The following is a 13,655-nucleotide window of genomic DNA, read 5'->3' on the forward strand; positions in this document are numbered from 1 at the left end:
AACGGGAGCGGCTCTTTTTAGAGAAGAAAAAATGGAATTAAGCAACATACAACGCGTTTACCTGATAGGAATAGGGGGCATAGGCATGAGCGGCCTTGCACGCTACTTCCATCATTTAGGTTGCGTGGTATGCGGTTACGATAAAACTTCTACCCCCTTAACCGACGACCTGCATAACGAAGGTATACATGCGGTTTTTGAGGATGTAGAGGATTGGATACCCATGAGTTTTCTGGAGCCCTCTGCAAGTACACTTATTATTTATACACCTGCTGTGCCGCAAAACTCGGTGATATTTAATTATTTCAAAAACAAGGGTTTTGAAATGTATAAGCGCTCGCAGGTATTGGGAATGATAAGTAAAGATTTATTTACCATAGCCGTTGGTGGCACACATGGCAAAACTACCACTTCAGGGATGATAGCGCATATCCTGAAAGATGCAGGTAAGGATTGTTCCGCATTTTTGGGCGGCATATCATCAAACTACCAAACCAATGTATTATATGGTAAAAGTAATTTGTTGGTGGTAGAAGCTGATGAGTACGATCGTTCGTTCCTTACACTGCACCCGGATATAGCTATAGTGACCTCTATGGATGCGGATCACCTGGATATTTATGGCGACCATTCCCATCTGGAAGAATCATTCCGACTGTTTGCATCGCAAATAAAACAGGGTGGTGTGCTGATCTATAAAAAGGGATTGCTCCTTGGCGAAGGTTTTACATACGGTATTGAGACAGAGGCAGGCGCAAAGGCAAGTAATATCCGTATAGAGGACGGCAACTTTTATTTCGATTTCAGCGACCCGTCAACAACTATAACCGATATAAAAATGGGTATAGCAGGGGTGCATAATATCGAGAACGCGGTTGCCGCAATTGAAACATGCCTGCGTTTAGATGTATCTGCCGCTGCCATTCACGAAGCCTTAGGTTCTTTTAAAGGGATAAAACGCCGTTTTGAGTATATAGTAAAAAACGAAAAGCATATATATATTGATGATTATGCGCATCACCCTGAAGAGTTGAGGGCCTGCATTACATCCGTAAAAAAATTATACCCTGAAAAAAAGCTTACGGTTATTTTTCAACCGCACCTGTATACCCGCACACGCGATTTTGCGGATGGCTTTGCCGCTGTACTTGACATGGCTGACGAGCTTTTACTGCTGGATATTTATCCCGCCCGTGAGCTGCCTATAGAGGGTGTTAATGCGGATATGTTACTAAGCCGCATGAAATTGTGGAATAAGCGAAAATGTGGAAAACAAGAAAGCCTTGATATTGTGCGATTTGAAAAACCTGAACTACTTTTAACTGTAGGTGCAGGTGATATAGATCAGTTAGTTACGCCATTAAAACAACTGTTAGAAAATGTTTAAGAAACGCATATGGAAACCGATACTAATTGGCTTTGGCTGGCTTATCAGTCTGGGCGGATTGGTGGTGCTTATGAGTTTCATCGAGGTAAAAAAATCTGAAGTGGTTTGTAAAACCATCAAGGTGTTTATACCCGGCAACCAGTATTTTATTGACCGGCAGGAGATAGATAATATTTTAGAAATGAGCAGCCATACATTGGTTGGTCGCCGCATTGATAATATTGACATACACGGATTGGAAAACAAGCTTAAGGCAAATCCTTTTATTGAATTTGCCAAGGTTTATGCCGATATGGATGGCACCCTGCATGTCGAGGTAAGCCAGCGCCAGCCTATCCTGCGTATAATGAACCGTTTCGATCAGGATTTTTATGTAGATCAGCATGGATTAAAAATCCCGTTGTCGCCAAATTTTACATCACGTGTGCTGGTGGCCAACGGATATATTGATGAACTTTTTGCCAATAAGGTAGATTCGCTGCAAACAAAACTGGCGCATGATGTTTTTAAAACAGCCACATTTATACATAACGATCCGTTATGGGATGCACAGGTTTCAGAAATATATGTTACACCGGAGCGTGAAATAGAATTGATACCAAGGGTAGGCAATCAAAGGATATTATTAGGTAATGCCGATTCCCTGAGTACCAAGTTTAATAACCTTAAACTGTTTTACGAGAAAGCTTTACCACGTGTAGGGTGGGATGCTTATAAGCTCATCAACATTAAATACGGCAACCAGGTAATAGGCGTTAAGAACCAAACCTTGCTTGACTCATTGCGGGAAGTAAGGGAAAAAGCACACCGCGATTCGGTAAGGATCGCAACCATTAAAATGGACAGTATTAAAAAAGATTCGGCACGGCTGGCACCCGATAGCTTATATCATTAAAAATTGAACAACAAGACACATCTATAAAAACAAGTAATATGGACAAGAGTTCAACACAGGAAAAAAGTTCGCCAATTGTAGTAGGGCTTGATATTGGTACCACCAAGATCTGCGCTATTGTTGGCCGCCGCAGTAAAAATGGCAAAATTGAGGTTTTGGGTATTGGTAAAGCCGAATCGGCAGGAGTTACCAGAGGTATGGTTTCAAATATTGACAAAACGGTACAGGGAATAACGCAGGCGGTTGATGTGGCCGGCTCCCAGTCTAACGTCGAGATCAGGATAGTTAACGTGGGTATTGCGGGGCAGCATATAAAAAGCCTGCAGCACCGCGGCCTTATAACCCGTAAGGATCTGTCAAGCGAAATAAGCCGCAGAGATATTGATAAGTTGGTAGAGGATATGTACAACCTGGTAATGCCTCCGGGCGAGGAGATCATCCACGTATTGCCGCAGGAGTTTACTGTGGATAATGAACCGGGTGTTAAAGATCCTATAGGTATGGCGGGTGTAAGGCTCGAGGCTAATTTTCATATCATATCCGGCCAGGTAACGGCCATTAAAAATATTGTTAAATGTGTAAACAAAGCCCAGCTGGAAAGCCAGGAGCTGATATTAGAACCCTTAGCTTCATCAGAATCTGTGTTGAGTGATGAAGAAAAGGAAGCAGGGGTGGTTTTAGTTGATATTGGTGGTGGTACAACCGATGTTGCTATTTTCCACGAAGGTATTATTCGCCATACGGCGGTTATTCCTTTCGGCGGTAATAGTGTAACAGAAGATATCCGCGAAGGATGCTCTGTAATGCGCAACATTGCCGAGCAGTTAAAGGTGCGTTTCGGATCGGCACTTGCTGAGGAAAACAAAGAGAACGAGATTGTTTGCGTACCGGGCTTACGTGGCCGCGAACCCAAGGAAATATCAGTAAAAAACCTGGCCTTTGTGATACAGGCCCGTATGGAAGAGATCATCGAGCATGTTTATTACGAGATCAAATCATCCGGCTACGAGAAAAAGCTGATAGCAGGTATAGTGGTTACAGGAGGTGGCGCTCAGTTAAAGCATTTAACCCAGTTAATTGAATACGTTACCGGGTTAGATTGCCGCGTAGGTTACCCTAACGAACACCTGGCTAAAAATGAGGTGCTGCCAAAACCGGTATTTGAGGAATTGCAAAGTCCCACTTTTGCAACAGGTATAGGACTGCTTATTAAGGGTATTCAAAAAATGGAATATAACAATACTGTACAGGCGCCAATAACTGCCAAAGTGGAAAAAGCAAAGTACACTGATGACCGTAAATTCGGATTGCTGGGTAAAATATTAGAATCAGGAAAGAAATTTATTAAGGATGATATCAAAGATGAGGACTTTTTGAAATAATTATTCACATCGGGTAACTTTTCCACATTATTGACATTTGTGGAAAAACGTTGTGGAAAAAATGTTATTATTACGTTAAGAAAATCTATCTAATCATCGGATCACATATAGCTGAAAACAAGGATTATGCAGTTTGAGATGTTAAAGGAAAAATCGTCAATCATCAAAGTAATTGGTGTTGGCGGTGGTGGCGGTAACGCGGTAAACCACATGTACAGGCAGGGAATAACAGGTGTTGACTTCATCATCTGTAATACGGATGCGCAAGCTTTGGAGCTTAGCCCTATACCTAATAAGGTACAATTAGGCGCAAGTTTAACCGAAGGTATGGGTGCCGGCTCTATCCCGGAAGTGGGCAAAAATTCGGCTATCGAAAATATCGACGATATTAAACAAATGCTTGGCCCCAACACCAAAATGCTGTTTATTACAGCAGGTATGGGTGGTGGTACCGGTACAGGTGCAAGCCCTATTATTGCTAAGGCTGCCCGCGAACTGGATATACTTACCGTAGGTATTATTACTACACCTTTTTCTTTCGAAGGCAAACGCCGCCGTATGCAGGCCGAAGAAGGGATGGAAGAGCTGAAAAAATATGTTGACTCTTTCCTGGTGATATCAAACGACAGGTTGCGTCAGATATTCGGCAACCTTACACTGGGTTCTGCATTTGCACAGGCCGATAATATATTAACAACTGCCGCTAAGGGCATTGCCGAAATTATCACCTTGCCGGGTTATATAAACGTCGACTTTAAAGATGTGCGCACCGTGATGAAAGACAGCGGTGTATCTATCATGGGCAGCAGCGCTGCCGATGGTGAGAACCGGGCATTAAAGGCCGTAGAAGGCGCATTGTCATCACCGTTGTTAAAAGATAACGAAATTGAGGGTGCACGCTATATATTATTAAATATCAGTTCAGGCGATAAAGAGGTGACCATGGATGAGGTGAGCGTGATCACCGATTACATACAGGAAGAAGCAGGCTTAGCAGCCGACCTGATATGGGGTAACTGCCGTGATGAGAATTTAGGCGACCAGATATCAGTTACTATTATCGCTACCGGTTTCCAAACCAAGGACGAGCGTGAGAAAGAGAACAGCAACAAAAAGATAGTATCAATGCTGGTACCGGAGAGTGCCCCATTGGTTAAACCTGTTAACGAGTTTATTAATAATCCGGTTAAAGCCGAACCAACTTCAGCACAGCCTTATTTAAAAACCAAGGAGGAGCCCAAACAAACAGGTTTGTTTGATCTGTTTGCCCGCGAAGAGCAGCAGGAAGACGACGATGATGTGGTAAGGTATAATTTGAACGAAGAAACGCCGGCTGCTGACGAAACAGAAGCATCTGAAACAGAGTTTACATTTAAGGTTGCCGAATCGGTAATGAACTTTGAACCTGCAAAACAAGAGAAAGAGCCGGAACCCGAACCGGAACCGGTTGTTAATGCGGATGAGCATAAAACCGATGAATCTATTGAGGAGCAATTACGCAAGTCGCGCGAGCGCATTATGCGGCTTAAGGATCTGAGTATGAAGTTACGTAACGGTAATATCCAGGAACTGGAGAATATCCCCGCTTATAAACGTAAGGAAATAGCATTGCAGGAAACTCCCGCTTCAGACGAAAGCCAGATATCAAGGTTTTCCCTGTTAACAGACAGCGAGGGTAAAACGGAGATAAGGAACAATAATTCCTTCCTGCACGATAATGTAGACTAATTAATCTAAACCCAAATATGGCCCTTGTATAACGCAAGGGCTTTTTTGTTATAAACTATCATAAAAAGTTATAACGTTTGATAAAAGAGGATTAAGCCGTATATTTGCAATTATTTTAACAATTAAGAAATAGCAATTTGGATCTGTTTGATAAAATACATAAGAACATGGGCGGCCCGATAGGGCAGCACCAGCAATGGTCGCACGGATATTTTTCTTTCCCGCGTTTAGAAGGAGAGATAGCACCTCATATGCAGTTTAACGGTAAAGAACATTTGGTTTGGAGCCTGAATAACTACCTCGGTCTGGCTAATCATCCCGAAGTAAGGGAAGCTGATGCTAAAGCTGCTGCAGATTATGGTATGGCATACCCCATGGGTGCGCGTATGATGTCTGGTAATACCAAACATCACGAAGAACTGGAGAATGATCTGGGTGCTTATGTGGGCAAGGAAGCCGCTTTTTTACTGAATTATGGTTATCAGGGAATGGTATCAATTATTGATGCCCTGGTTGACCGTAATGATGTTATTGTTTATGATGCAGAATCTCATGCTTGTATTGTTGATGGCGTAAGGCTGCACATGGGCAAACGCTTTGTATACAAACATAACGATATTGAAAGCTGTGAGAAACAACTGGAACGTGCCGAACGCATGGTGGAACAAACCGGCGGAAGCATCCTGGTAATAACCGAAGGTGTTTTTGGGATGTCGGGCGCGCAGGGTAAGCTGAAAGAGATCATCGCTTTAAAAGAAAAATATAACTTCCGTTTACTGGTAGATGATGCGCATGGTTTTGGTACTATGGGTAACACCGGGGCCGGTACTCACGAGGCACAGAATTGTATTGACGGGGTTGATGTTTATTTCGGAACGTTCGCTAAATCAATGGCAGGTATCGGGGCATTCGTAGCTTCAACGGCGGAGATCATTAACTATCTGCGTTACAATATGCGCTCGCAAACATTTGCAAAGGCATTGCCAATGCCAATGGTACTGGGTCTTAAAAAGCGCTTTGAGTTACTAAAATCAAATCCTGCACTGCGCGAACGCTTATGGGTTATTGCCAAAGCCCTGCAAAACGGATTAGTAGAGCATGGTTTTGATATCGGTATTACAGATACCATGGTTACCCCCGTGTTTTTAAAAGGCGACTTAAATGAGGCTACCAGCCTAACTATGGATCTGCGCGAAAATCATGGCATATTTTGCTCTATAGTGGTTTACCCGGTTATCCCTAAAGGATTGATAGAGCTACGCTTAATACCTACAGCAGTACACACCATCGAAGATGTGAACCGTACGCTGGATGCCTTTAGCGAAGTATCAGCCAAACTTAAAGCAGGTGCTTACAAAGAGAACAAAATGGCAATAGCTTAACTGATCTTTTTATATATAGTGTAAAGCTTTACGGAAACGTAAAGCTTTTTTTATGCCCTATAGCTTAACCCGTATGGCCGCCGTAGGATATATTTGTAATACATTATCGGTAGTTAGTACGTGATAATTGGTATTCACCTTTGTTCCTAAGGCAATGGTTTTATTCAGATTATACCAAAATTGAGGCTCGGCAAAAAAGAAAAAACGTTTGCCCTGTAAACCGGCTGTATATTCATCACCATGATCTTTATTTTCCGTCCATATAGAAAAATCGCCCGAAAATTCCGCACGATAGTTAAATAACCCCTTGTAAAAGTACAGCGTGTATAAAAAATCTTTACTGGGTTTGGCATAAGGTACATACTTAAAATTAAGTACACTACTCATATAGGCACTACCCCACTTAAAGGGGTAGCTTACTCCAACTGAATAGGTGTTTAAAATATAGTAGCTGTATTGTTTGGGTTCAGTAACCCCTAAACCACCGCTATACTGGAGGTTCAGGTATATCTTTGGTTGCCAAAAGCGAACTTCCTGTGACACCTGCATGTAATACTTGCCTATGTTCGCTTTATCGCCGGTAAAATCGGCTTGCAGTTTAAGCAAAAAGGCTCCGCGTTTAATAAAGGTGGTGTCGGAATTTGCCGCGGGTTTAAAATATTCAAAATAAAGTGTCGCGTAATTTTTAGGGTTTCGTTCCGGATCCAGCGTGTGCCGTGCATCATAGTGCAGTTGTAAAAGTTGCGCGTTGGCCCCGGTAGTTAAAATCAACAAACAGAGAATTAAAAGGTATCTCATAAAATTTACAGCTTTAGTGTACGTAATTGCATCGCTGTAAAATTGCTTTTAGTGCAATAAATATGGCGGTAACCGAACGGAAACCTGCCGAAATTGTATATTTACCATTAGAAATTGCAATGGAAGAACCCGATTTAACCATTTTTTCCAACTTATACCGCGAGGCTTATACGCGCTGCTTCGGACAGTTGCTTACGCAACCTCTTACGGAAACAGAAGGGAAACTATTTTACCAGCAGATACTGGATCAAACCGGACTTACCATAGGCTGGCGCACATTAAAAAATTACTCGCTTTTTATTTTAGACGGTACCCGGCAGGATAATCCCTCTATCGCATCAATGGATACATTGGCCCGGTATGTGCTTAAAGCGCCTTATACTAACGAGATAGAACGGAAAGATAATGAGGGGCATCATCCGTATTGGTTTATGTACCGCAACAGGTATTTAAAAAATGAATTATTAGCTGTACCTGTCCGTAAAAAATATTTCTGGTGGCCTGCTATAATCGCCTTGTTTTTAATATTGACAGCTTTTTTTATCTGGATATTCCGCAACCGTAGTTTTAACATAGATGAAAACTTTGCTGATGTAACAGCGGCGAAATTAATACAGCATGGCTGGCAAGTAAAAAACAAGGATGAACGGTACTGGCATAAACGCGATACTATACAGGGTGGTATAACACTATTTACCCTGCCGGGCGATAACTGGCCCGACGGCACACACGCACCTGCTATAAAAAACTTATTATTGACGGACCTTCCAAACGGCTGCTTTATAACCGAACTGCAAATGCAGGATTTTATACCATCGGGCGAATGGCAGCAGGCCGGCTTACTGTTAATGGAGGATACCACCTTTAACAGCCCGAGCATTCGTATATCATTAGCCTATAACGATTTTTTTGGAGGATTTAAGCGGCCTAAGGAAGTGATAGTGCAGGCAATATATTCGCCGGGTGGCGGCCGTAAGCCCGAGGAATTTGCACATGCGGCAATTTTAACACCTGATAGTTCGGCAGTTAATCCGGTTTTATTGTCGAATTTAAAACACACGGCCCTGAGGATAGAGAAACAGGGAGTAAATTATCGGTTTTTATATGCCGGCGGCGCAGCGGTAAATACCGCATTTAAGCAACTCGCGGCACGTAGCTTTGCTGTTAAACCGAATTATATTGGAATTTTTGCAATAAAAGGATGGGTAAACACTACAAAAGTGGCACCGGTGCACATTAAAAGATTTTTATTACAAAGCGTAAGCTGTGAATAAACAGATATAAAAAGCAATAATTAAATTGTTATACTTCTTTAATAAAATCAATTAATAGTTATGAATACGTTAAATATTAAGCAAATAAATAGCAGATTATGCAAAAATATTAGCAAAACAATTTTTCTATTGCATCAGCAAGCATTTAAGCACACAAAATAAAAGCGTGTTTTTGCACCAAATAAGTTCAAAATGTGGAAAAAAACCGCTTCTGAGGCACTATTTTTATATGCTAAAAGTTTTTATTTAAAAAAAAACCCGTTAGATTAGCTTTAATTAAAACAATAAACCTCATAAATTAAAAGGAGTATTCACAATGAAAAAATTTACTGAAGTAAAAGAGCTGGTTGCATCCCTTGAAGCTGATGCTGACAAATTCTACAACAAGGGTAACAGCGCGGCTGGTACACGTGTTCGTAAAGGTATGCAGGACCTTAAAAATTTAGCACAAGCTATCCGCCTGGAAGTTCAGGAAGCAAAAAACAAAGCGTAATTAAACCAGAAAGATCGTTTTACTTTCAATAAAAAGTCCGACTGATAACAGCCGGATTTTTTATTTAGCGGAGTTTTTGTAATTCAGCGCCTATCTTTTCGGCAGTGGCTGTACTTACAGGCACCAGCGGCAGGCGTAAGGTATCGCCGCAAATGTTCAGTTGCTTTAAGGCAGATTTTATCCCCGCGGGGCTACCTTCGGTAAACATGAGGCGGGTAAATTCTACTAAGCTATAATGTACGGGCTGCGCGGTTTTAAAATCGCCGCTTAAACAGGAGCGTACCAAACCGGATACCTTGGCAGGCAATGCGTTACCCACAACAGAGATCAGCCCTACACCACCCATAGCTATCATTTGCAGGGTAATAGGATCATCACCGGATATGACTAAAAAGTCTTCGGGTTTATCGCGCATTAACTGGTTCAGCAATTCAAAATTACCTGAGGCCTCTTTTATCCCGATAATGTTTTTAAAATCCTTTGCCAGCCTTACTGTGGTTTCGGCACTAACAGAACTGCCTGTACGGCTGGGTACGTTATATAAAATAACAGGTAGGGGCGATGCCTCTGCAATAGCTTTATAATGCTGGTATATACCATCCTGCGTAGGCTTATTATAATGCGGACTGGCCGATAATATGGCATCGTAGCCGGTGGTGTCAAACGCTTTTATTTGCGCAACAGTTTCGTGGGTATTGTTACCTGCAATACCTGCAACAAGCGGTACACGCCTATTAACCACTTCGGCTGTAAATGCCCAAACTTGCTTCTTCTCTTCTTTATTTAATGTGGCGCTCTCGCCGGTTGTACCTAATGATACTAAATAATCCACGCCGCCATCTATCAGATAGTTGATCAGTTTTTTTAGTGCGTCGTAATCTACTTGCCCGTCTGTCTGAAAAGGAGTTACCATTGCTACTCCCGTTCCATAAAATCTATTCATGTTGTTATTAAAAGGATGCTAAGTTAAGAATTTACTTAAATAGTGGTAAGGGTATATACTTTTTAAAATGCCCAGGTTTTGGTTAAGGCCGATATGCCCTTTATTTATTCCGCCCCATAAATGAGGCGGTAATGAATTTTTTATAAAGTTCCGGCGTTCGTTGCCGTTGGCTTTAGCTAATTTTAATAATTGTGACTAAAGGCTGTATGCTTTTTTATTTACTTATGTGAGATTCCAACTGTATTCATTGCCGTTGGCTTTAGCTAATTTCAATAATTGTGGCTAAAGGCTATATGCTTTTTTATTTATTCTTATGTGAGATTTCAACTGTATTCATTGCCGTTGGCTTTAGCCAACGGTAAATAAAATGTTAGAATGGCTTTAGCCTAAAGTTACAACTGTTAATTAAATAATGCCATGTAAAGCACCGCCCTTTTCGCCCATCTTGTCAACCAGTTTTTCCACTGCTGGGTCACGCTCCAAAACAGGGGCATGATGTGGTTTTATGCGGGCATCAATAATAAGCGGACCACGGCATCCCCAATGCTTATGCTCGGTAAAGCTGTTAATACCGTAAATATCGTGCGAAGGGTTGCTGCGGGTAAATGTTACCCAAACAAGGTTGTTGATATTTTGGGCGGTAAATGCGGCATCGTCACAAAGCACCATTAATGGCAGGCCGCTTAATTCGGCCCCGGCTAAATGCTCCTGTAATATTTCCAACATTAATGGCACATCACTTGTGCGGATATTTTTTGGAATTTCAACGGCCAGTACACCCGGCATGGCCATTTTATAGTTCACGAATAATTTGGGCAGGGTAAAGGAGGAGGGCAGTTCCGTCCATAACTCTCTTTTTATATCTCCGGCTACGGTAACGGCTACTTTACTGCCCGAGTTTAAACCTTCGCCGCTGTAATCCAGGGTGTCAATAGTGGTGCGGGTATGAAAATGCAGATCGCGTGTCAGGTCTATCCGTTGTAAAATATGTTTTAGAAATCCGCCTATATCGTTTACATTTAAATTTGGATTATCCTCTTTGGCGGCAATAAATAAATATTTAGCCAAACTTAACTGGCCCTTGCCTAAAATATGGTTGGCAATAGTGATGATCTCCTGTGGGTGACGTTCCTTAACATAAGGCGTATAACGCTCGCTGCCTATGGCAAATAACAAAGGGTGTACACCTGCCGCGTCCACCGCGTTAACGGCATGCAGACCGGGTATTTCTTTAGGGATGGCGCTTCCGGTTATTTCATGTATCAACGCCCCAAAACTGGTATCTTCCTGCGGGGGGCGCCCAACTACCGTGAACGACCATATAGCATCCTTACGGTGATAAACGTTATGCACCTTCATCAACGGGAAAGCATGCTTTAAACTATAATACCCCAGGTGATCCCCAAAAGGGCCCTCGGGTTTATTATCGTGAGGCATTACCGTTCCGGTGATCACAAAATCAGCATCGGCAGAAATGCAAAAGCCCTCATCGTCATAAAAATAACGGAAACGGCGGTTGCCTAAAGCACCCGCAAAGGTCATTTCTGATAAACCTTCGGGCAGGGGCATTACCGCCGCGACAGGGTGCGAGGGCGGCCCTCCTACAAATATGCTCACCTTTAACGGCTGCCCCTTGGCGTTTGCCTTGGTTTGATGCACCCCTATACCACGGTGCAACTGATAATGCAGGCCTATCTCTTTATCCTGTACATAATCGTTGCCGCCTAACTGTATACGGTACATACCCAGGTTGGCGTTCATGATGCCGGGCATATCTGCATCCTCGGTATATACCTGAGGCATGGTTACAAACGGACCGCCATCCATTGGCCAGTTAACAATTTGAGGTAACGCGCCTATGGTAGTTTTGCCGAAATTTATGGGTGCGCTACGACCTGTACGCATAGGCAGGGCCGATAAGGCAGTAAGCGCTGTACCGGCATAGGTAAACGGATGTTTTATCGCCTTAATAGGGTCATTCTTAATATCTATCAGGGTTTTGATCTTATCCAGCGTATCCCTGAAGATAAACCGGGACCGATCAAGCGTGCCGAATAAATTGGATACCGCCGGGAATTTGCTGCCCTTAACCCGCTCGAATAATATAGCAGGCCCCTCATGCTCAAAAACACGCAGGTGGATGGCGGCCATTTGCAGGTAAGGATCAACTTCTTCCTTAATTCTAAGCAGATGGCCGTTTTTTTCAAGATCGGTAAGGCAGGCCTGTAAACTATTGTACCCCATTGGCAGGTGTTATGGTTTTTGCCAAATATAACCTAAGTTCATTTATTTATTTACAGCGGCGGGTCAAATTATTGGCCCCGCAGTTTAGCCATGTACTAAAGTTATTGTTACTTTTACGGCTTTAATACATTTAAAGCATTCCATGTCCGTAATTGTATTTACTCTCATTATTCTTTTCGGCGCTTATTTCGCGGGTTTATTAGGTTCACTCACAGGCCTTGGTGGCGGGGTGGTTATTATACCGTTACTTACCCTTTTATTAGGGGTAAATATCCATTATGCCATAGGCGCATCGCTGGTTTCGGTAATCGCCACGTCGTCAGGTTCGGCTGCGGCATACGTCAGAGAGGGCATCACCAACATACGTTTGGGAATGTTTTTAGAGATAGCAACTACGCTGGGCGCATTGGCCGGGGCTTTGCTCGCGGTGTATATCCCTACGCAATATATCGCTATCTTATTCGGGCTGATCCTTATCTTCTCCGCCATATCTTCTCTGCAAAAAAAGGCGCAGCATATCATCAATAAACCCAGTTACCTGGCCGAAAAACTGAAACTTAACGGCAGCTATCCGGATGGCGACCAAACTATTGAATATGGCGTTACGCGCGTTGGCGGTGGTTTTTTCATGATGCTTTTCGCGGGTATTATATCCGGTTTGCTGGGTATTGGTTCAGGCGCGTTAAAGGTGATAGCTATGGACGGCATTATGCGGATACCCTTTAAGGTATCAACTACCACCAGTAATTTTATGATAGGCGTTACCGCTGCGGCAAGCGCGGTAGTTTACCTGCAAAGAGGGTATATTGATCCGGGTTTATCTATGCCGGTGGTGATAGGTGTACTGTTGGGTGCTTTAACAGGGTCAAAAATATTGGTACACACCAAATCATCAGGCTGGCTTCGCTGGGTTTTTGCTATTGTGGTTACCTTTTTAGCCATCCAGATGATATACAACGGCATCACCGGGAAGATATAATAGTAAGCAGAGAGTTGGCGAATGAGATTTTTGGACCATTTATAATACCTGCTTACCATCTGCCGGACTTCCTGATACCCAACTATACCAACTTAAAATAAAACATCTTATATTGTAACCGATCTGAATTAAATTTTAAACCCTCGCGGC

The 13,655-nt window shown here is 42.7% G+C and carries 11 protein-coding genes; 8 read left to right on the forward strand and 3 right to left on the reverse strand.

Annotated features, from left to right (window positions below):
- Positions 1-31: 31 nt before the first annotated feature.
- The 5 genes from murC (at position 32) to I5M19_RS15485 (ending at position 6,774) form a co-directional block, all read left to right on the forward strand.
- Complete coding sequence (gene murC / locus I5M19_RS15465; RefSeq protein ID WP_200067263.1) at positions 32-1,387, forward strand: UDP-N-acetylmuramate--L-alanine ligase; 1,356 nt, start codon at positions 32-34, stop codon at positions 1,385-1,387.
- A complete protein-coding gene (locus I5M19_RS15470; protein WP_200067264.1) occupies positions 1,380-2,282 on the forward strand; it encodes a cell division protein FtsQ/DivIB in 903 nt (300 codons plus the stop codon). Before murC ends, I5M19_RS15470 begins: the two co-directional genes overlap by 8 nt.
- 38 nt (positions 2,283-2,320) lie before the next feature.
- Positions 2,321-3,664 (forward strand): cell division protein FtsA, encoded by a 1,344-nt coding sequence (ftsA, locus tag I5M19_RS15475; RefSeq protein ID WP_200067265.1) that lies wholly within the window; start codon positions 2,321-2,323, stop codon positions 3,662-3,664.
- Between the two features lie 126 nt (positions 3,665-3,790).
- A complete protein-coding gene (ftsZ, locus tag I5M19_RS15480) occupies positions 3,791-5,392 on the forward strand; it encodes a cell division protein FtsZ (RefSeq protein ID WP_200067266.1) in 1,602 nt (533 codons plus the stop codon).
- A gap of 137 nt (positions 5,393-5,529) precedes the next feature.
- Positions 5,530-6,774, forward strand: a complete 1,245-nt coding sequence (locus I5M19_RS15485; RefSeq protein WP_200067267.1) for an aminotransferase class I/II-fold pyridoxal phosphate-dependent enzyme — start codon at positions 5,530-5,532, stop codon at positions 6,772-6,774.
- Between the two features lie 57 nt (positions 6,775-6,831).
- Here the strand turns inward: I5M19_RS15485 and I5M19_RS15490 are convergent, their stop codons facing one another.
- A complete protein-coding gene (locus I5M19_RS15490) occupies positions 6,832-7,572 on the reverse strand; it encodes a DUF5020 family protein (protein ID WP_200067268.1) in 741 nt (246 codons plus the stop codon).
- Between the two features lie 62 nt (positions 7,573-7,634).
- Between I5M19_RS15490 and I5M19_RS15495 the strand changes: the two genes are divergently transcribed.
- Both I5M19_RS15495 and I5M19_RS15500 read left to right on the forward strand, forming a co-directional pair.
- A complete protein-coding gene (locus I5M19_RS15495; RefSeq protein WP_200067269.1) occupies positions 7,635-8,846 on the forward strand; it encodes a hypothetical protein in 1,212 nt (403 codons plus the stop codon).
- A 316-nt stretch (positions 8,847-9,162) separates the two neighbouring features.
- Positions 9,163-9,339: a histone H1 gene (locus I5M19_RS15500; RefSeq protein WP_096354567.1), complete on the forward strand. Its 177-nt coding sequence runs from the start codon at positions 9,163-9,165 to the stop codon at positions 9,337-9,339.
- Positions 9,340-9,403: 64 nt separating this feature from the next.
- Here the strand turns inward: I5M19_RS15500 and dapA are convergent, their stop codons facing one another.
- Together dapA and I5M19_RS15510 are read right to left on the reverse strand one after the other, a co-directional pair.
- Entirely contained in the window at positions 9,404-10,282 is an 879-nt protein-coding gene (gene dapA / locus I5M19_RS15505) for a 4-hydroxy-tetrahydrodipicolinate synthase (RefSeq protein ID WP_200067270.1), read from the reverse strand.
- Positions 10,283-10,687: 405 nt separating this feature from the next.
- On the reverse strand, positions 10,688-12,526 hold the full coding sequence (locus I5M19_RS15510) for a UbiD family decarboxylase (RefSeq protein ID WP_200067271.1): 1,839 nt from the start codon (positions 12,524-12,526) through the stop codon (positions 10,688-10,690).
- Positions 12,527-12,668: 142 nt separating this feature from the next.
- On the opposite strand from I5M19_RS15510, the gene I5M19_RS15515 reads away from it, so the two are divergent.
- Entirely contained in the window at positions 12,669-13,505 is an 837-nt protein-coding gene (locus I5M19_RS15515) for a sulfite exporter TauE/SafE family protein (RefSeq protein WP_200067272.1), read from the forward strand.
- The last annotated feature ends 150 nt before the right edge of the window (positions 13,506-13,655 follow it).

Source organism: Mucilaginibacter segetis (assembly GCF_016522075.1).
Classification (GTDB): Bacteria; Bacteroidota; Bacteroidia; order Sphingobacteriales; family Sphingobacteriaceae; genus Mucilaginibacter; species Mucilaginibacter segetis.